The following is a 19,120-nucleotide window of genomic DNA, read 5'->3' as shown; positions in this document are numbered from 1 at the left end:
TTTCGCCGCGGGCTGCCGCAGGACGCGAAGCGGCGCGCGCAAAAACTTCCTTAAGACATTGCTGGTATCGGCAAGGGATTATCGGGGCAATTCCAAGAGCGAGCCTGGTTTACGATGCGTCAAGCATGTCACTATCCCGCCAAGGTCGTTCGCAGCGTTCTGCGCGATTCCGCTGGCAACATCCTACCGATCGCTGCGATCGGCATGCTCGTGGCGGCCGTGGTGGTGGGCTCGGCGGTGGACCTGAGCCGCGATTATCTCGTGCGTGAACAGATCCAGTCGGCTTGCGACGCGGCGGTGCTGGCGGGGCGGCGTACGGTGACGACGGCGGGTTTCGACGCCGCATCGAAGAAAGTCGCGACCGACTATTTCAACACGAACTTCAGCGACGCGCAGCAGGGCACGAGGTCCACGGCGTTCGACGCGACTTCGACGGATAACGGGCAGACCATCACCGGCACCGCGACGACGGTGCTCGACACCCTGCTGATGCGCATCTTCGGCAAGGACGCCTTCAATATCAGCGTGACCTGCGGCAGTTCGATGGGCGTGGGCAACTCCGACATCATGATGGTGCTCGATACGACCGGTTCGATGGACTACACGCTGTCGGGCTCGCAGACGCGCATCCAGGCGCTGCGCGCGGCGATGAAGAACTTCTACACGACGATCTACAACGCCACCGCCAACAGCAACGCGCGCGTGCGCTATGGCTTCGTACCGTTCAGCTCGACCGTGAACGTCGGCAAGTTGCTGACCGCGATCAGCAGCAACTACATCGTCGACAGCTATTCCTACCAGTCTCGCGCTTACGAACCGACCGGCAGCGTCACTTACGGCAGCTGGAGCAAATACTCGAGCAAGAGCTACAGTTCCAGTTCCTGCGGGGGCGATGTTCCTGCGGCGACGGTGGATGGCGATGTCACGTCAAAAAGCCAGAAGTACCAGCGCAGTACGCAGTATAAATGCGATGTCTCGGGCGGGAGCTACTATATCTATTCGCGCACGGCCGACGCTGCCTATGAATTGAACTATCGCCAGATCGCCTACGATACGAGCAAGTTCAAGACCTTCGCGACGGTCAACACACCCACCGGCAGCACCGGCGGCAACGTGTCCTCCAGCTGGGACGGCTGCATCCAGGAGCGCGACACCGTCGCCCAGTCCACCTTCAAGTATTCCGCGACCGCCGGCATCACGCCCAAGGCGGCGCTGGACCTCGACCTCGATACCGCACCGACCTCCGACGACAAGACGAAGTGGCGCCCGCTCTGGCCGGAGGTTTCCTACCGCCGCTGGAACGACTACAGCTACTACACCACGGCATCGACCCACAACGGCGGCAGCGCAGGGGACTATTGCCCCGTCGAGTCCCGGCTGCTGGCGAGGATGTCGCAGAGCGAGTTCAACACGGTCGCGGATTCGCTTCAGGCCGTCGGCGGCACGTATCTCGACATCGGCATGATCTGGGGCGGCCGCCTGATGTCGCAGCAGGGCATGTGGTCCACGCTGAACAGCGATGAGCCCAGCAACGGCGGCAAGGTCTCGCGCCACCTGATCTTCATGACCGACGGCGAGATGGAGCCGAACTACACCATCGCACAGGCCTGGGGCATGGAATACTGGGACCGCCGCGTCACCAGCGACGGCTCCACCGACGACGAGAAGCGCCATACCCAGCGTTTCCTCGCGACATGCGAGGCGATCAAGGCCAAGGGCATCCGCGTATGGGTGGTGGCGTTCACGTCCACGCTCAGCACCGACCTCACGACTTGTGCGTCCGACGACAGTTCGTTCACCGCGAACAGTGCAGCCGATCTCAACACCGCGTTCCAGGAGATCGCCAAGCAGGTCGGCGAACTGAGGGTCGTGCAATGACGGCGGCGGCGCTGCTCCGTCGCCTCCGGGCGGGCGAGCGCGGCTCGGCGGTGATCGAGTTCGCCGTCGCCGCGCCGGTGCTCCTGTTGCTGCTGATCGGCATCTACGACATGGCGCACAGGGCCTATCTCACCGCGATCCTCCACGGCGCGGTCGAGGAGGCCTCGCGCCAGGACGGGCTGGAAATCGCCGACACCACCAAGGCCGACAACTATGTCACCGCCATGGTCCAGCGCGTGGCGCCGGGCGCGACGGTCACTTTCAAGCGTTCCAGCTATTACGATTTCGCCGACCTCAAGCGCGCCGAGACGTGGAACGACAAGAACGCCAACGGCAAGTGCGACAATGGCGAAACCTACACCGACGAGAACCGGAACGGAAAGTGGGATGCGGACGTCGGCACCAGCGACAACGGCGGCGGCAACGACGTCGTGCTCTACACGGCGACGGTGACCTATACCCCGGTGTTCATCGTGCCGTTCGTTCCCAACTCGACCTCGCAGCGTACCCTGACCGCAAGCACGGTGCGCAAGAACCAGCCGTACGAGCTTCAGGAAAAGTACGGCTCGGACGCGGGGACATGCTCGTGATCGGGCATCTTGCACGGCGCCTTGGCGGCCGCCTCCGCCGGGACGAGCGCGGCGTGTCCTTCATGGAGTTCGCACTGATCCTGCCGATCATCGTTACCATGGGGTTCTACGGGACCGAACTGGCATGGATGGCGATGATCAACATGCAGATCGCGCAGATCGCCAGCTCGGTGGCCGACAACGCCTCTCGCCTCGGCCAGACCGACAACAGCGCGGTGACGCCGACCGTCACCGAGACGATGATCGATTCCGTCATGTCGGGCGCTTTGGTGCAGGGCTCGTACTTTAATTTCGAGGCGAACGGACGGATCATCCTGTCGAGCCTCGAGCGCGATACTGCGACCGGGCGGCAGTTCATCCACTGGCAGCGCTGCCGGGGCAATCTCAAGGTCAGCTCGCAATATGGAGCCGCAGGCAAGGGCCTGACCGGATCGACGATCGCGGGCATGGGCAATCCGACCATCGCTGCCGTCGCTGGTTCCGCAGTTATGTACGTCGAGGTGAACTACACCTACCAGCCATTGTTCGGCACCTGGTTCGTCGGCCAGCCGAACTTCCGCCGCGAGGCCGCCTACATCATCCGCGACGATCGTAGCCTCGGCACCAGCACCGGCACTGGCGTAACGCCTGGGACGAGCACCGCGAAGTCGCTTTGTAGCTGAGTAAAACGCGGGGGGCTTCGACAAGGTCAGCCTGAAAGCAAGCTATAGAGCACGATGACAATCCCTTCGTCATTGCGAGCGCAGCGAAGCAATCCAGGGCGGCGTAATGCTGCCCTGGATTGCTTCGCTGCGCTCGCAATGACGGAGATATGGCCGGAGGTCCCGAACCGAGGTTCGGGACCGCAAGTGGCTTACTTCGGCTCCAGCCGGATCGCGGTGCCGCCGCCGGGCGCCAGCCACACGTCCATCGTATCGCCCTTCTTCACCGTCCGCGTGTCGTAGGCGATGTTGTGGCGCGCCTCGGTCTCGTACGTCGCGCCTTCGCCGTCTTTCCAGACGCTGGCCTTGTAGCTCTTGCCCGCATCGAGGAAGTCGAACTTCAGCGTCACCGTGCGGGCCGTCGCATCGTTCACGCCGCCGACGAACCAGCGCGGCGAAGCGCGGTCCTTCCTTGCGAAGATCGCATAGTCGCCCACTTCGCCCGCGATCAGGTGGCTCTCCGACCAGTCGGTCGGCACGCTCTCGATGAAGTTCATCTCGCGCGGGTACTTGTCGAGCTGCTCGATGAAGTCCGCCGCCATCTGGATCGGCGAGTAAATCGCGAGGTACAGCCCCAGCTGCTTCGCCAGCGTCGAGGCGAGGGGGCCGTTCGCGCCTTCGAGGCTCAGCACGCCGGGCGTGAAGTCCATCGGGCCGGACAGCATGCGGGTATAGACCAGCGTGGGCTCATGGTCCGGGCCGTTGGCGAACTTGCCCCAGGCGTTGTACTCCATGCCGCGCGCCCCTTCGCGCGAGACCCAGTTGGGGTATGTGCGGCGCAGGCCGGTGTCCTTGACCGGTTCATGCGCGTCGATGGCGATGTGGTGCTTGGCAGCATCCTCGACGACGGCGAGGTGGTGCTCCACCTGCCGCTGGCCGTCGTGCCACTCCATGCGGATCGGGCCGACCGGGCCGCCGGGATAGTCGGTATTGGCGATCACGCCGCCGTGGTCGGCGACGTAGCCGGTCTTCACCGTATCCACGCCCAGCTTCTGGTAGAGTGCGAAACCGGCGTCCATGTTCGCTTCGTAATTGGCGATGTTGCCGCCGGTCTCGTGGTGACCGATCAGCTTGACGCCCTTCTTCGCGGCGTACTTCGTCACCGCTTCGATGTCGAAATCGGGCGTCGCCTCGGTGAAGCTGAATTCGTCGCCGTGGCCGAACCAGTCGCCGTTCCAGCCCTTGTTCCAGCCCTCGACCAGCACGCCGCGGAACTTGTGCTTCGCGGCATAGTCGATGTACTGCTTGGTCCGCTCGGTGGTGGCGCCGTGCTTCGGGCCTTCCGCCCAGGTCCAGTCGTTGCGGATCATGCCCCACCAGATGCCGATGTAGCGGCCCGGCTTCACCCAGCTGACATCGCCCAGCTTGTTGGGCTCGTTGAGGTTCAGCTCCAGATCGTTGTCGACCAGACCTTCGGCGTCATCCGCGATGCGCACCGTGCGCCACGGCGTCGCGAAGGGCAGGTCGCGCACGACGCGAGGGCCTCGCGAGGAGGGCGAGAGCGTCGTGCGGAAGGTCTGCCCGGTCGCGCGCTTGAACCAGTAACCGGCATAATCGACCAACGCCGCTTCGTGGAACGACAGGTGGGTGCCGTCCTCCAGCTTCATGGTGATCGGCGTGTGTGCGGTGGAGACGGCATCGATCGGGGTCTTTTGGTAGACCTGCTCATAGCGGTTCCACTCGCCGCCGGGGATCCACCATGCGGTGCCCTTGGGGACGATGTCGAATTCGGTCGTCTCGTCGGCGATCTTCATCGTCTTGAGGCCGGGCTGTTCGGGGATCTCGTAGCGGAAGCCCACGCCGTTGTCGAAGAGGCGGAAGGTGACGTTCATCATCCGCGTCCCGTAGGTCTTGCCCTGCTTGAAGCGGACGGTGACCTGATTGTACGTGTCCTTGACGAAGCGGCGCTCACCCCAGGGCTGTTCCCAGGTGTCGTCGCCCTTGGCGGTATCGCTGCTCTCGATGGCGAAGCCGCGCGTCATGTTGAGGCCATCGGTGAGGATGAAGCCCAGCTTGCTCGGCGCGATCAGCAGCTTGCCCTTGCGGGTGAGCGACCACATCGGGCGGCTGTCGTTGTCGGTCGTGACCGTCAGCACGATCGAGCCGTCGGGTGATTGCGCGGTGACAGCGGGCTTGGTTTCCTGTGCGAACGCAGGCGCGGCGATGACGATGCCGGCGGTAGCCAGCAGGGCGAGCGGCTTCATGCCGTTTCTCCTTCGATGATCCACAAGGCGCCCCAAGCAGGGAGCGTGCCGGGTTCGGCATTATTGACGGCGGCGAGAACCTTGCCGCCGGTCGGAATTGCTGCGGGCCATGCTGCAGGCGCATCGCTCATGTTGACGACCACCAGGACGCGGTGGCCGTCCAGTTCTCGGCGCAGCACGAGGCGCGTTTCGTCGGCGAGCAGCACTTCGCCGGAGCCCCGGCGCAGCGCCGGATCGGCGGCGCGAAGCTGCAGCAGATGCCGTGTCAGGTTGAGCAGCGAAGCCGGGTCCGCCTCCTGCCGATCGACCGCGCGCGACAGGTTCTGTTCGCTCAGCGGCAGCCACGGTGCGGAGGACGTGAAGCCGCCATGTTCGCTTTGCGCCATCCACGGCAGCGGCGTGCGCACGCCGTCGCGTGAGAGGGTGAGCGGCCAGTTGGCGATCGCCTCCGGGTCCTGCAGCATTTCGAACGGGATCTCGTCCTGCAGCAGGCCGAGTTCCTCGCCCTGGAACAGGATCGGATTGCCCCGGATCGAGAGCAGCGTCAGCATCTTCATCCGCGCGAAGGCGTCGATCTGGTCGGGCGCGCACCAGCGGGAGAGGGCGCGCGGGGCGTCGTGGTTCTCGAAGGCCCAGCTCGGCCATCCGGCGCCGGGTTCGTCGGGCCAGAACTTCAGCACCTCGGCGATGTGCGCGGGACGCAGCGCATCGGCATAGAGCAGGTCGAAGCCGTAGGCGCTGTCGAGCCGCGCGGGCCCTTCGGTGAAAGTACGCTTCTCCTCCATCGCCCGCGATCCGCCGACTTCGGCCAGCGAATAGGTATCGGGATAGCTGGAGATCAGCGCCTGCAGCCGCTCGATGAACTTCAGGATGTCGGGATGCGACTGGTTGTAGACCTGCAGCTGGAAATCGTAGGGCCGCGTCCGCACTTTTCCATCATCAGGCGCGGGCGGATTGTTGCGCAGCATCGGGTCGTGCATCGAGTGGTTGAGCGCATCGATGCGGAAGCCCGCGACGCCCCGGTCCAGCCAGAACTTCGCCACCGCCAGCAGCGCGTCCTGCACCTCCGGGTTATGGCAATTGAGCTGCGGCTGCTCGGCCAGGAAGTTGTGCAGGTAATACTGCCCGCGCCGCGCATCCCAGCGCCACGCCGGGCCGCCGAACACCGACTGCCAGTTGTTGGGCGGCGAACCGTCCACCTTGGGATCGGCCCAGACGTACCAGTCCGACCGCGCGTTGCTGCGGCTGGACCGGCTCTCGGCAAACCACGGGTGCTGGTCGGAGGTATGGGCATAGACCTGATCGACGATGACCTTGAGGCCAAGCGCCTTCGCCTTTGCGATCAGCGCGTCGAAATCCTCCAGCGTGCCGAACATCGGATCGACCGCGCAGTAGTCGGAAATGTCGTAGCCGAAGTCCGCCATCGGCGACTGGTAGAACGGCGAGATCCAGATCGCCTCGACGCCGAGCCGCGCCACGTGGTCGAGACGGGCGGTGATGCCGGGCAGGTCGCCAATGCCGTCGCCGTTGGAATCGGCGAAGCTGCGCGGATAGATCTGGTAGATCGCCGCGCCGCGCCACCATGGCGCCTTGGAAGAGGTTTCTGGGTTCGTCATGGCGCTCTCTGGTACGTCTGAGTGTCGTTGTGTGCCGCCCGTGTGCCGCTCAGGGGCGGGCCGCGCAGACAGCGAAACCGAGCGGTGGCAGGGCGATCGAAACCGTTCCCGGCGCGGTCGCCTTCACGGGGCATGCGGAGCCCGCAAGCATCTGGAATTGCGCCGATTTCGGCTCCACCGCGAGGTTACCTTGGACCGCCTCGGTGGAGGTGTTGAAGGCCAGCACGACCTCGCTTCCGGTAGCCGGATCGAAGCGGGAGACCGCGAACAGCCCCGGCTTGTCGGATGCGGCGCGAACCCGGGTCATCCCGCCCGTCAGCGCCGGAGTCTGGCGGCGCAAGGTCGCCAGCTGCGAGATCAGCTTGTAGAGTGGGTGCGCCGGGTCGAAATGTTCGGCATTCGGGGCGCGGTCGGTGCCCAGCAGCGGTTCATCCGTCAGGCGCAAGTCCTTGGAAGCAAACATATCCTGCCGCGACCACTGATCCCCGCCATGACCGACGAAGCCCTGTTCGTCGCCGTAATAGATCGTCGGAACCCCGCGCAGCGTCAGCAGCATGGCATGGGCCAGCATCGAGCGCTTGAGCAGTTCGTCATTGCTCGCAAGCGGTTGACCCAGCTTGAGAAACATCGGCAGGCGCCCGGCATCGTGGTTGCCGAGGAACGTCGGCAGCTGCAGCGCCCCCGCCTTGCCGCCCGCATAGAGCGCATCGTCGTCGAACAGCCGCGCCAGCGTCTCGGTGCCGCCGTTCTTCGCGCCGCCGGCAGCATCGTCGACCGCCCGCATGAACGCGAAGTCGAGCACGCCCGGCAGGCCCGCATTGCGCGTCCACGAGGCGAGCAGGGCAGGGTCGTAATCGCCCGTCGCGACTTCGCCGAAGATGTGGAAGTTGTTGATTCCCTTTGCCTTCGCGCGCTCCAGCATGGCGGGCACGAACTTCTGCCACAGCTCCGCGTTGACGTGGCGGGCGGTGTCGATGCGGAAGCCGTCGATGCCGAAACGGTCGATCCAGCTGCCGTAAATCTCGATCATCCCATCGACCACGCGCGGGTTCTCGGTGGCCAGGTCGTCGAGGCCGACGAAGTCGCCGTACTGCGCGCTCTCGCCCTTCCAGTCGGTGTTGCCGCGGTTGTGGTAGTAGATCGGATCGTTGAGCCAGGCGGGGACTTTCACGTCCTTCTCCGCCTTGGGCACGACGGGGGTGTAGGCGAACGAGGGATCGGTCAGTTTCGCCCAGTTCTCAGGCGTTTGCACCGTTTCCCCGAGGAAACCGGGGTTGATCGCCGGACCCTTCACGCCGCCCCGGGTGGAGAAGGGATAGTCCGCCTTGGAACGATAGGGATACCCCTGCGAGACCCCTTCCTTGTACTGGATCACGTCCGCCGTGTGGTTGACGATGATGTCCATGTAGACCTTCATGCCGCGGGCATGTGCGGCCTCGACGAGCGCCTTGAAGTCCTCGTTGGTGCCGAAGTGCGGATCGACAGCCGTGAAATCGGTGATCCAGTAGCCGTGGTATCCCGCGCTCTCGTTGCCCTTGGGGCCTTGCACCGGCTTGTTCTTGAAGATCGGCCCCACCCACAACGCACTGGCGCCGAGGCCCTGGATGTAATCCAGCCGCGCGGTCAGGCCCTTGAGGTCGCCGCCGTGGTAGAACGCCTTGTCGGTGGGGTCGAAGCCGGTCTGCAGCTTGCCGCCGCTGAGGCCGCCGGTATCGTTTGAGGTGTCACCGTTCTCGAAACGGTCGGGCAGGACGAAATAGATCACTTCCTGCTCGGGCGTGCGGGCGCGCATGTCCTCGACCGTCCCGGCGAACGCGGCACCATGGGAGAGGGCCAGCGCGAGGGCCGAGAGCGAAGGTATCAGGCGGTTCATCACAGGCGATCTCCGGATGGCCGTCGGGGAAGGGTAGGCGGAACCGTCGAAGGGAGGGATAACTTCGACGGTTCCGCCGGTGTGGCGCCGTTCAGGAGGAGGGTTCCATCCCGACGCCGGGGGGGTAAGTGTCAGATCAGAACTTAGCCCGAGCCTCACAGAGGCTCAGAACTTGTACGTGAAACCGGCCAAGAAACGGCGGCCGTACGTCTGGTAGTCGATTACCTCGCGGCTATCGCCCGGGTTGGTCGTGATGAACGGCGCGTTGGTCAGGTTCTGACCCTGCACGTAGAGCGACAGGCCCTCCAGCGCGCTACCCGCCTGGAAGTCGTAGCCGATCTGCGCGTCCACGATCGTTTCCGCAGCCGCGCGGCGACGAACGCGGTTGGCCGCGAAGCCCGAGACTTCACCCAGGAATGTCGAACGGTAACGGACCGAACCGCGCGCGTTGAAGCCCCACTTCTCGAAGTAGGCGGTGCCGTTGGCGACCCACTTCGAATAGCCCGGGAGGTCACCCGAGGGCGAGTCCGGCGTCGCCTGGATCTTGCTCTTGGTATAGGCGACCGAGCCGGTGATCCCGAAGCCATCCAGCGCGGGGAGGAAGGTTTCGAAGGGCAGGGTGGTGGCGATCTCGACGCCGTAGAGCGTGCCGCCCTTGCCGTTGATCGGAACGTTGAGCTGCGCGGTATCCGACACCGGAATGCCCTGGCCCGGGTCCTGCAGCGCAAGGCCGTCGGTGGGCACGGTGAGGTCGGTGTTGTAGATGTAGCTCTTCAGGTCCTTCCAGAAGAACTGCGCCGCGATCACGCCCTTGCCGCCGAAGTACTGCTCGATCGTGAAGTCGAGCGCATTGGCGCGCCACGGACGCAGGTTCGGATTGCCCGAGGAACCGGTGGCCTGCGCCACGCCGTCCGCGATCGTGTAGCTCCAGCTGAGCGAGGCGCGCATGTCGTCGAGACGCGGGCGGATGATCTCGCGCGCGGCGGCGAAGCGGATGACCGTGTCGCTCGGGAAGCGCAGCGAGAGGTTGAGGCTGGGCAGCACGTCGAGATAGTCGGTGCTGGCACGGCGCTCCTGTCCGCCGATGATCGGCGAACCATTGGGCGCAGTACCCAGGTTCACGGCCGTGGCGCCGAGCGAGTTCTGGTCTGTCCACTGCGCCTGCACGCCGAAGTTGCCGGTCAGGTGCGCCGAGCCGACCTCGCTGTCGATGTTGCCCTGGAAGTAGGCGGTCATCAGCCTTTCGCGGATCGCGTAGCTCTTGACCACGACGTCGCCGTAAGGGTTCGCGACGCGGTTGTAGATGCCGTCACGCACCAGCGCGGCGGGATCGTAGCTGATCACCGAGCCGAGGCCGTACATGCTCAGATCGGTGGCGCCGAGCCGATATTCCTGAGGCACGGCGACGCTGGTGAGGCCGTCGGTATTGGCGGCCAGACCCAGGAAGTATTCCTCCGGCACCAGCGACTTGGAGCGGTTGGTGTAGTTCAGGCCGACCTGGAACGAGTGCAGCGGGCCGCTTTCGAACTCGTGCTCGACCTCGGTGCGGAACTGCCAGAGTTCGTCCTTGATGTGGCGGTTGTTGTAGTAACCGTCCTGGCCGTTGCGGATCGCGGTGCCATCCGGCGCGATCTGGGTGCCGCCCCAGCCCTGGGGGCTGGTGAGGAGGATCGTGTCGTAGTCGCCGTAATCGATCACGTTCGAGAAGGTCGAGCCCTTGGTGCCGGTATTGAAACCGATGGTGTCCTTGGCGCCTACGAGATTGCGGCCGGTGCCGGCGGTGGTCTCGATGGTCAGTTCGCTGCGGTCGGTCTTCGAATAGCTGGCGTCGAAGAAGGCGTTCCAGCCATCGTCGCCCTCCCACTTGGTGTTCCAGCCGAACGAGTAGAGCTTGGCATGGCGCTGGAACAGGTCGTTGCGGGCCAGGGGCTTGGCATTTGCGAACTGACCCGAGGTGACGAGGCCGTTCTCGACCGTGGTGGCGGTGAGGACCGGCGACATGGCGGGATTGTCGGCGCTGACGCCCATCTGCAGCGGCATCTCGACGCCGCGCTTGATCTGGTCGTCCTTGAAGTTCGAGTAGAACGCGTCGAGCGTGGTCGTCAGGTTCGGCGCAGGCTTCCATTGCAGGGTGCCGTTGAGGCCCATGCGCTTCAGCTTGGTCGAGGTGACCATGGCCTTGGCGCCGCCGATCACGCGGTCGCCGTTGGCGAGGTCGCTATAGCCCCAGGCGTTGTACTCTTTGATCTGGTAGGGCTCGTTGTTGTAGCTGGCGCCAAGGGCAATGCCGATGGTGTCGTCGGCGAACTGGTCGACGTACATCGCGTTGGCGCGGTAGCCCATGTCGTCCGACTTGGCGTTCAGCTTGCCGAGATCCGCATAGGAGCCGCGCGCGCCGACCGAGAAGATGCGCTTGCCGGTGTCGAGCGGACGGATCGTGCGCATGTCCACGGTGCCAGAAAGGCCCTGGCCGACGAGGCTGGCCATCGGCGTCTTGTAGACGTTGACGGCGCTGACGACTTCGGACGGATACTGGTCGTACTCGACGGCGCGGTTGTCGCCGGTCGAGGTCTGCTCGCGGCCGTTCAGCAGCGTGGTCGAGAAGTCCGGCGCGAAGCCGCGGATGGCGATCGAGTTCGAGCGGCCGTTGACGCGCTGCGAGGTCAGGCCCGGCAGGCGGGCGATCGATTCCGCGATCGAGGCGTCGGGCAGCTTGCCGATGTCCTCGGCCGAGACGCTCTCGACGATCTGCTCGGCGTTGCGCTTCTGGTTGATCGCGTTGAGCAGCGATGCGCGGTAGCCGGTGACGACGATGGTGTCGGCGCTGGCGTTGTCCTCCGCCGGGGCGGCGTCCTGCGCCCACGCTGCGGCAGGAAGGGCAGCCGCGATCATGGCGGCGGCGATGGCCATGCGGGACGAAGTGCCCGCGGCCGAAAACTCGTTACGAAGCGACATGAAGTGTCCTCCCCTGTTCTGGCCGGGACAGCACACCTGGCGCCCGGCATCTCCTCCTGATGAGCCCGTGCATTTCTGCCGCGACTCCATTCGACCCCCTCTGCTTAAGGCGGTCCTACGTTGCGCATAATATGGCATACGTATACGTAGATGCCGGAGGGAAACGCGGCGTGTCTTCCATGCAACGCTGCAAATCCCGCATAACTACGTGATTACGTGAAGTTAGCTATCCGGTGTCGTGGCATTGTTGCGGCGCAGCATCGGGTGGAGGAGACCATGGGACGCAAGCCGACCAATCGCCCGACCAGCTTCGACATCGCCTATCGCGCCGGTGTCTCGCAGCCCACCGTCAGCCGCGCGCTGCGGGGGAGCAAGTCGGTCAGCGCCGCCACGCGCGAGCGGATCGAGGCGATCGCGCGCGAGTTGAACTACTCGGTGGACAAGAACGCCTCGTCGCTGCGGTCGCAGCGTTCGAACACGATCGCGCTGCTGTTCTTCGAGGAACAGTCGCCCGACGATTCCAAGATCAACCCGTTCTTCCTCGCCATGCTCGGCGCGATCACGCGCGAGTGCGCCAGCCGGGGGCTGGACCTGCTGATCTCGTTCCAGAAGCTGGAGGACGACTGGCACGTGCGCTATCAGGACAGCCACCGCGCCGACGGCCTGATCCTGCTCGGCTACGGGGACTATACGCTTTACGAGAGCCGTCTGCGCCAACTGGTCGGGCAGGGCACGCACTTCGTGCGCTGGGGCAGCGTGGACGAGGTCAATATCGGGGCGACGGTCGGTTCCGACAATCTTGGTGCGGGGCGGCTGGCGGGGGAGCATCTGCTCGGCCTCGGCCGTCGGCGCATCGTCTTTCTCGGGCAGGCCGACGAGCATTATCCCGAGTTCGCCGATCGTTACCGGGGGCTGTGTGAGGCGCTCGGCGAGGCGGGGGTGACGGTGGACCCGCGCCTGCAACGCGACGTGGTGAACCTTGAGGACATGGGCCACGCGGCGATGCGCGAGGTGATTGGCGAAGGGGTGATTTTCGACGCCGTCTTCGCGGCCAGTGACCTCATCGCCATCGGCGCCATGCGCGCGCTGGGTGAGGCGGGCCTGTCGATCCCCGGCGACGTGGCGGTGATGGGCTTCGACGACCTTCCCGCCGCCAGCATGACCAACCCGCCCCTGACCACGATGATGCAGGACCTCAGGCGCGCCGGAGAAATTCTGGTCGAGACGCTGGCCGACCAGATCGCGGACCGCGCGGCGCCCTCGCGCACGCTGCCGGCGCGTCTGGTGGTGCGGCGAAGCACGGCGGGGTAGCGTTCGCGGCCGTATTTCGGTTGCTGGCACAGTACTCCTTGGGCGCTCTACCCACCGTCCGTCGTTGCGAGCGTAGCGAAGCAATCCAGGGCGGCACAAGACTGCCCTGGATTGCTTCGCTACGCTCGCAATGACGGAATAGGGGTGATGGCTGGAGGTGCGCGCGGGTAAGGCGCGGAAAACGAGACAGAAGGTTATGGTGACCGGCTAGGCATTCGTATGCATGTTGTCGCATCCGGCGCATCGTGCAAGGCGGGCGGACTGCGCGGCGTCAAGTCCGCGAGCTTAGGGAAGGGACGCGATGACGGACATGGCTTCGGAGAAACCCCGGCAGGGCTGGGCGGGGCTGTGGAACATCAGCTTCGGGTTCTTCGGCATCCAGATCGGCTTCGCACTGCAGAACGCCAACATGAGCCGCGTCTTCCAGTCGCTGGGTTCGGGGATCGACGATCTTCCCGCGCTCTGGGTCGCGGCGCCGCTGACGGGCCTGCTGGTCCAGCCCATCGTCGGCCACATGTCCGACCGGACATGGCTGGGCCGCCTCGGTCGCCGTCGTCCCTATTTCCTCGCCGGTGCCGTTCTGGCGACGATCGCGCTGCTGGCGATGCCCGAGAGCGCCGGGTCATCTTCGGGACTGCTGATGGCGGCGCTGCTGCTGTGGATGCTCGACGCCAGCCTCAACGTCTCGATGGAGCCCTTCCGCGCTTTCGTCGGCGATATGCTGCGCAAGGATCAGCACACGGCGGGCTATGCCGTGCAGACCGCCTTTATCGGCGCGGGCGCGGTGGTGGGGTCGCTGTTTCCTTATGCGCTGGAGCACTTGGGCGTCTCCAACGCGGCGGCGCTCGGGGAAATTCCCGATACGGTGCGCTACAGCTTCTGGGCCGGAGGACTGGCCCTGCTGGGCGCCGTAATCTGGACGGTGCTGACGACGCGGGAATACTCGCCCGAGGAGCAAGCGGCGTTTGGGGATGCGCAGGAGGCGGAGGGCGCCAGTGCTGCTGCACTCGCCGGGCGCCCGATCTGGAACGGGTTGCCGTGGATCGTCGCCGGTGCTGTCGTTGCGGCGCTCGTCAAGGCATGGGCTCTGGAGAAGGAAGTCTATCTCCTCGCCGCGCTCCTCGCAGGCTACGGCATCGCCATCATGGCCGCTATCGGCCTTGCGCGCTCGGGCCGCAGTGCTTCGATGCTGGCAGGGATCGTCGGTGACTTCGCGGGAATGCCGCCGCTGATGAAGCGGCTCGCTTTCGTGCAGTTCTTCAGCTGGTCGGCGCTGTTCATCATGTGGATCAACACCACGCCGGTGGTGGCGCAGTACCACTTCGGATCGGCCGACCCCGCCAGTGCCGCCTATCAGGAGGCGGGCAACTGGGTCGGCGTGTTGTTCTCGGTCTACAACGGCGTGGCGGCCATCGCCGCGCTGGCGCTGCTGCCGGTGCTCTCGGCGCGGCTGGGCAAGGCGCGGACGCATGCGCTGTGCCTCGTGGCGGGAGCGCTGGGCTTTGCCGGGTTCCTGCTGCTCCGCGATCCCAAGGGCCTGATCGCGTGCGAGATCGGCATCGGCATCGCCTGGGCCTCGATCCTCGCGATGCCTTACGCCATTCTTGCGAGCAGCCTGCCGCAGTCCAAGCTGGGCATCTACATGGGCCTGTTCAACGTCTTCGTGGTGCTGCCGCAACTGCTGGTCGCGACGGTGATGGGCTCGATCATGAAGGCCTTCTTCCCCGGCGAGCCGATCTGGACGATGGCCTTCGCGGCGGGCACTCTGCTGCTCGCGGCGATCGCCTCGCTGCGAATTGGTGCGGAGACATAATTGCGCGACCGCTCGTAATATTCCGTCTTCGCGCTGCATCGATATTGCTCTAGGAGCGTTGCCAAAGATCAGGCAGCCAGAGGAGAGGAACCCATGCGCGCCACCCCCGATTTCGATTTCGCCCTTGGCGAAAGCGCGCAGATGATCCGCGAAAGCGTGTCGCGCTTCGCCGACGAGCGGATCGCCCCCATCGCCGCGAAAGTGGACGCCGAAGACTGGTTCCCGCGCGATCTCTGGCCCGAGATGGGCGCGCTCGGCCTCCATGGCCTGACGGTCGAGGAAGAGTGGGGCGGCATCGGCCTGGGCTATCTCGAACACGTCATCGCGGTCGAGGAAGTGAGCCGGGCCTCCGCCTCCGTCGGCCTGTCCTATGGCGCCCACTCGAACCTGTGCGTCAACCAGATCCGCCGCTGGGGAACCGATGAGCAGAAGGCGAAGTACCTGCCGGGGCTGATCTCCGGCGAGCATGTCGGCAGCCTGGCGATGTCCGAGGTGGGCGCCGGGTCCGACGTCGTCGGCATGAAGCTGCGCGCCGATGCGGTGGCAGAAGGCTTCCGCCTCAACGGCACCAAGTTCTGGATCACCAACGGCACGTATGCCGATACCCTGGTCGTCTACGCCAGGACCGGCGAGGGATCGAAAGGCATCACCGCCTTCCTGATCGAGAAGGGCATGCCCGGATTTTCGATCGGCCAGAAGATCGACAAGATGGGCATGCGCGGTTCGCCCACGTGCGAGCTCGTGTTCGACGACTGCCTGGTGCCGGAAGAGAACGTCATGGGGCCGCTGCACGGCGGCGTCGGCGTGCTGATGAGCGGGCTCGACTATGAGCGGGTGGTGCTGGCGGGCCTTCAACTTGGCATCATGCAGGCATGCCTCGACACCGTCATTCCCTACCTTCGCGAGCGAAGGCAGTTCGGCAAGCCGATCGGCGCGTTCCAGCTGATGCAGGCCAAGGTCGCGGACATGTACGTCGCGCTGCAGTCTGCGCGCGCCTATGTCTATGCCGTGGCGCGCGCCTGCGATGCCGGGCAGACCACGCGCTTCGACGCGGCGGGGGCGATCCTGCTGGCCAGTGAAAACGCCTTCCGCGTCTCGGGCGAGGCAGTGCAGGCGCTGGGCGGCGCAGGCTATACCAAGGACTGGCCGGTCGAACGCTACCTGCGCGATGCCAAGTTGCTCGACATCGGCGCTGGCACGAACGAAATCCGCCGCATGCTCATCGGCCGCGAACTGATCGGTGCGGGCTGAGCCCTCAGTCGTCGCGGCTGCGACGCACATGGCCCTCCGATCAGGCAGGCTCCCGCGGGCGAAGTGGCGAGATCCGGTCGCACCGCTGCCTTGCGTCAATCGACGAGAGGCAAGACCGGTACTATCGTCTGTGCCAGCCGTTCGACTTCGGCACGGTCGTGGCTGACGTAGAGGATCGGCAGGTGCAGTTCGTCGCGGATGCGTTCGATGAGTCGCAGGATTTCTTCGCGGCGCACTCCGTCGACCGATGCCAGCGGCTCGTCCATCAAAAGAAACTCGGGCGCGGAAAGCAGTGCGCGGCCGATCGCGACCCGCTGGGCTTCGCCGCCGGACAGGGTCGCAGGCATACGGTCCAGCAAGTCGGCAATTCCCAAGAGGTCGATGGTATGATCCCAATCAAGCGTGGCCCCTTGCCTGCGGCCGAACTCCAGATTGCGGCGGACCGAGCGATGCGGAAACAGGCGCAAGTCCTGAAACACGTAGCCGCAGCGGCGCGTCTCGGGTTTGAGGTCTATGTGCGCGGCACTGTCGAACATGGATCTTTCGGCTACGACGATGTGGCCCTCTGTGGGGCGCAGTAGGCCCGCGACCGCATCGAGCAGGCTCGTCTTGCCGGCGCCCGAAGGGCCAAAGAGTGCGGTAAGTCCCGCTCCGGCGGTAAAGGTGTAACGCAACGGCCGTTCGCCGCGTGACAGGGTAAGGGCAATGTCAAATGACATGGCGACCCTTCTCCTGACCGCTGCGGCGGGCAAGCCATTCTGACAGCACAAGTGCAGCGACCGACAGCATTACGGACAGCCCGGCCAGGCGTGCCACCTGTAGATCGGAGCCAGGCACTTGCAATGCGCTATAGATCGCAAGGGGCAGGGTCTGCGTCTCACCTGGAATATTCGATGCGAAGGTGATTGTGGCGCCGAACTCACCAACCGATCGCGCGAAGCCGAGAACCAGCGCTGCCAGCACACCGTTCAGGCTGAGGGGCAGCGTCACGTTCACGAATGTGCGCCATGACCCGGCACCAAGGGTGCGCGCGGCATTTTCCAGGCGGCGATCGACCCCTTCCAGTGAGAGCCGCATCGCGCGAACCATCAGCGGCAGTGCCATGATAGCAGCCGCAAGTGCCGCACCGGTCCAGCGAAACAGGAACGTCAGCCCGAATGCGCGTTCCAGGAGACCACCAAGGGGCGCGTTCGGGCTGAAGGCAAGAAGGAGCAGCCAGCCGGTCACCACCGGAGGCAGGACCAGCGGCAGATGGACCATCGCGTCGACCAGTACCTTCCCCGGAAAGCGCCAGCGCGCCAAAACCCATGCGAACGCGAAGGCGACCGGGAGTGCTGCCGACATGGCAACAGCGCCAACCTTGAGCGAGAGGACCAGAACCTCCCATTCGGCTGATGAAAGCGGATTCACGCGGCGGCTTACTTGGTCCCGAAGCCGAAGCGGCGGAACACCGCCTTGCCCTCGGTGGAAACCAGATAGCGCCGGAACGCCTCACCCTCCGGATTGCGTGAAGAGGAGAGAGTGGCGACAGGGTAGCTGATCGGATCGTGGCTCGAGGGGGGGAAGGTGCCGACCACGCGCACGCCCTGGTCGGCGCGGGCGTCGGTCGCGTAGACGATGCCAAGCGGCGCCGCGCCCCGGCTTACCAGCGCGAGTGCAGCCCTTACACTGTCGCCGGGTGCCAGCCGATCCTGCACCGAGGCCCATACGCCGAGCCGGGTGAGCGCCTGCTTGCCGTAGATACCTGCAGGAACCGCGGCCGGATCAGCGATCGCCAGTCGGCCCTTGCCCAGCGCCCGCGCCAAAGGCATGCCGCGCCCGAGCTTCAGGCGGACGTTGCTCGCGCGCGGGGCGACTAGGACGAGTTCGTTGCGCAGAAACGACACGCGCGTGCCCTTGCGCACCAAACCTTTGCCCTGCACGTCGTCCATCCAGGGTTCGTCGGCAGAAACGAATATATCTGCGGGGGCGCCCGAGGCGATCTGCCGGGCGAGTGCGGAGGATGCCGCGAAGGAAATGCGCGGGCGGGGATGCCCCTTGCGGGCCCAGGCGTCGGCAGCAGCATTCATCGATTCCTGCAAGCTCGCTGCGGCGAGCACCAGCGGTGGCTGGGCTCCGGGAGCGGCGCTCAGGGGGGCGGCGGCTCCGTACAGAACCGTTAGCGCCGCGAGCAGCAGCGCGACGAGTTTGCGCACTAGAAATCTCCAGGAGAATATATTGTATCCGACAGTATATCGCATGAAGTCGAATGCAAGCTGTGGTCTGCGGAAACCTGCCAGTCCCTTAAGCCTTTTGCGAGGCTCGTGGTTTGGGCAACAGCCGGGCAGCGAGTGCGTCATAATCAGGACCATGAGCGACTTGTGCGATGCCCTCTTGCAAAGCGCGGTAATGGGCCAAGACGGAATTCCCGAATTCAGTGACGCGAGCGCCGCTCGTCGCGGCGCGGCCGGGCGCGGTCTGCACCAGCGGTGCATCCCAACAGCGGTTCATCACGTCAACCAGCAGCCAAGCCCGGCGGTAGCTCATGCCCATCGCACGACCGGCGGCAGAGATGGAACCATGCTCCCGGATGGCATCGAGGAGGTCGGCCTTTCCGGGTCCCATCGCGATCTCCTCGCCGGAGTGGATCTGGATCTTGATCTTCAGGCGGGGTGGTACGGTCATGCCCGTTACCTAGATCCAAGGTGCGTCGCCAGCAAGGTGGCGGTAAGCTGAACGAGTCGGCGCAGACGGTCTTTTCCGAATCATGCTGCCCGCAATCGATAACGGTCGGTCGTAAAATGTGCTTCCGTTCCTTCATCGGTTCGAACGGTTTACGCATCTCTGAATGCGTCGCTGCACTAACTGTCGATTGGTGTTGCCTTGCGGCGAAAACGGTCGCGTCCGTCAATGTGGTGTAAAATCGGGTGTGGCCACTGGGCTGCATTT

Annotated in this window: 14 protein-coding genes; 6 read left to right on the top strand and 8 right to left on the bottom strand. The window is 65.0% G+C overall.

All coding sequences use genetic code 11. The annotated features are described in order from the left end of the window. Positions 1-114: 114 nt before the first annotated feature. Genes PKE80_RS01580 through PKE80_RS01570 form a run of 3 tightly spaced genes read left to right on the top strand, consistent with a single transcriptional unit; the run spans position 115 to position 3,130 of the window. Complete coding sequence (locus tag PKE80_RS01580) at positions 115-1,878, top strand: pilus assembly protein TadG-related protein (protein ID WP_271180994.1); 1,764 nt, start codon at positions 115-117, stop codon at positions 1,876-1,878. After that, positions 1,875-2,468, top strand: a complete 594-nt coding sequence (locus PKE80_RS01575) for a TadE/TadG family type IV pilus assembly protein (RefSeq protein ID WP_271180993.1) — start codon at positions 1,875-1,877, stop codon at positions 2,466-2,468. The genes PKE80_RS01580 and PKE80_RS01575 overlap by 4 nt, the downstream gene beginning before the upstream one ends. Then, positions 2,465-3,130, top strand: a complete 666-nt coding sequence (locus PKE80_RS01570) for a TadE/TadG family type IV pilus assembly protein (protein WP_271180992.1) — start codon at positions 2,465-2,467, stop codon at positions 3,128-3,130. Before PKE80_RS01575 ends, PKE80_RS01570 begins: the two co-directional genes overlap by 4 nt. 191 nt (positions 3,131-3,321) lie before the next feature. On the opposite strand, the gene PKE80_RS01565 is transcribed toward PKE80_RS01570, so the two are convergent. The 4 genes from PKE80_RS01565 to PKE80_RS01550 form a co-directional block, all read right to left on the bottom strand. Further along, entirely contained in the window at positions 3,322-5,373 is a 2,052-nt protein-coding gene (locus tag PKE80_RS01565) for a glycoside hydrolase family 97 protein (protein WP_271180991.1), read from the bottom strand. Then, complete coding sequence (locus tag PKE80_RS01560; protein WP_271180990.1) at positions 5,370-6,989, bottom strand: alpha-amylase family glycosyl hydrolase; 1,620 nt, start codon at positions 6,987-6,989, stop codon at positions 5,370-5,372. Before PKE80_RS01560 ends, PKE80_RS01565 begins: the two co-directional genes overlap by 4 nt. A gap of 49 nt (positions 6,990-7,038) precedes the next feature. Next, complete coding sequence (locus PKE80_RS01555) at positions 7,039-8,862, bottom strand: alpha-amylase family glycosyl hydrolase (protein ID WP_271180989.1); 1,824 nt, start codon at positions 8,860-8,862, stop codon at positions 7,039-7,041. A 165-nt stretch (positions 8,863-9,027) separates the two neighbouring features. Then, on the bottom strand, positions 9,028-11,817 hold the full coding sequence (locus tag PKE80_RS01550; protein ID WP_271180988.1) for a TonB-dependent receptor: 2,790 nt from the start codon (positions 11,815-11,817) through the stop codon (positions 9,028-9,030). 276 nt (positions 11,818-12,093) lie between these two features. Here PKE80_RS01550 and PKE80_RS01545 point away from each other — a divergent pair, with 276 nt between their 5' ends. The 3 genes from PKE80_RS01545 (at position 12,094) to PKE80_RS01535 (ending at position 16,192) form a co-directional block, all read left to right on the top strand. Next, positions 12,094-13,128: a LacI family DNA-binding transcriptional regulator gene (locus PKE80_RS01545; RefSeq protein WP_069709135.1), complete on the top strand. Its 1,035-nt coding sequence runs from the start codon at positions 12,094-12,096 to the stop codon at positions 13,126-13,128. Between the two features lie 301 nt (positions 13,129-13,429). Further along, positions 13,430-14,941, top strand: a complete 1,512-nt coding sequence (locus PKE80_RS01540; protein WP_271180987.1) for an MFS transporter — start codon at positions 13,430-13,432, stop codon at positions 14,939-14,941. Positions 14,942-15,034: 93 nt separating this feature from the next. Continuing rightward, entirely contained in the window at positions 15,035-16,192 is a 1,158-nt protein-coding gene (locus tag PKE80_RS01535; RefSeq protein WP_271180986.1) for an isovaleryl-CoA dehydrogenase, read from the top strand. 95 nt (positions 16,193-16,287) lie between these two features. On the opposite strand, the gene PKE80_RS01530 is transcribed toward PKE80_RS01535, so the two are convergent. From PKE80_RS01530 to PKE80_RS01515, 4 genes are read right to left on the bottom strand one after another with little or no spacing between them, the layout of a single operon-like run. After that, positions 16,288-16,911: an ATP-binding cassette domain-containing protein gene (locus PKE80_RS01530; RefSeq protein WP_271180985.1), complete on the bottom strand. Its 624-nt coding sequence runs from the start codon at positions 16,909-16,911 to the stop codon at positions 16,288-16,290. Further along, complete coding sequence (gene modB / locus PKE80_RS01525) at positions 16,901-17,602, bottom strand: molybdate ABC transporter permease subunit (RefSeq protein WP_271180984.1); 702 nt, start codon at positions 17,600-17,602, stop codon at positions 16,901-16,903. Before modB ends, PKE80_RS01530 begins: the two co-directional genes overlap by 11 nt. A gap of 8 nt (positions 17,603-17,610) precedes the next feature. Next, the gene (gene modA / locus PKE80_RS01520) at positions 17,611-18,432 is read right to left on the bottom strand and encodes a molybdate ABC transporter substrate-binding protein (protein WP_271180983.1); all 822 of its coding nucleotides are present in this window, start codon (positions 18,430-18,432) and stop codon (positions 17,611-17,613) included. 43 nt (positions 18,433-18,475) lie between these two features. Then, the gene (locus PKE80_RS01515) at positions 18,476-18,856 is read right to left on the bottom strand and encodes a winged helix-turn-helix domain-containing protein (RefSeq protein WP_271180982.1); all 381 of its coding nucleotides are present in this window, start codon (positions 18,854-18,856) and stop codon (positions 18,476-18,478) included. Positions 18,857-19,120: the final 264 nt, after the last annotated feature.

The sequence above is a fragment of the Novosphingobium resinovorum genome (genome assembly GCF_027922145.1).
GTDB lineage: Bacteria > Pseudomonadota > Alphaproteobacteria > Sphingomonadales > Sphingomonadaceae > Novosphingobium > Novosphingobium resinovorum.
The sequence above is the reverse complement of the archived record's forward strand: the minus strand, read 5'-3'. Positions and strand labels throughout refer to the sequence as shown.

What these genes read in the sequence shown, in the direction of transcription:
- PKE80_RS01535 (WP_271180986.1), top strand. Translation starts at nt 15,035, where the DNA reads ATGCGCGCCACCCCCGATTTCGATTTCGCCCTTGGCGAAAGCGCGCAG.
- PKE80_RS01575 (WP_271180993.1), top strand. Translation starts at nt 1,875, where the DNA reads ATGACGGCGGCGGCGCTGCTCCGTCGCCTCCGGGCGGGCGAGCGCGGC.
- modA (WP_271180983.1), bottom strand. Translation starts at nt 18,432, where the DNA reads ATGCGATATACTGTCGGATACAATATATTCTCCTGGAGATTTCTAGTG.
- PKE80_RS01540 (WP_271180987.1), top strand. Translation starts at nt 13,430, where the DNA reads ATGACGGACATGGCTTCGGAGAAACCCCGGCAGGGCTGGGCGGGGCTG.
- PKE80_RS01550 (WP_271180988.1), bottom strand. Translation starts at nt 11,817, where the DNA reads ATGTCGCTTCGTAACGAGTTTTCGGCCGCGGGCACTTCGTCCCGCATG.
- PKE80_RS01530 (WP_271180985.1), bottom strand. Translation starts at nt 16,911, where the DNA reads ATGTCATTTGACATTGCCCTTACCCTGTCACGCGGCGAACGGCCGTTG.
- PKE80_RS01560 (WP_271180990.1), bottom strand. Translation starts at nt 6,989, where the DNA reads ATGACGAACCCAGAAACCTCTTCCAAGGCGCCATGGTGGCGCGGCGCG.
- PKE80_RS01580 (WP_271180994.1), top strand. Translation starts at nt 115, where the DNA reads ATGCGTCAAGCATGTCACTATCCCGCCAAGGTCGTTCGCAGCGTTCTG.
- PKE80_RS01545 (WP_069709135.1), top strand. Translation starts at nt 12,094, where the DNA reads ATGGGACGCAAGCCGACCAATCGCCCGACCAGCTTCGACATCGCCTAT.
- PKE80_RS01555 (WP_271180989.1), bottom strand. Translation starts at nt 8,862, where the DNA reads ATGAACCGCCTGATACCTTCGCTCTCGGCCCTCGCGCTGGCCCTCTCC.
- PKE80_RS01515 (WP_271180982.1), bottom strand. Translation starts at nt 18,856, where the DNA reads ATGACCGTACCACCCCGCCTGAAGATCAAGATCCAGATCCACTCCGGC.
- PKE80_RS01565 (WP_271180991.1), bottom strand. Translation starts at nt 5,373, where the DNA reads ATGAAGCCGCTCGCCCTGCTGGCTACCGCCGGCATCGTCATCGCCGCG.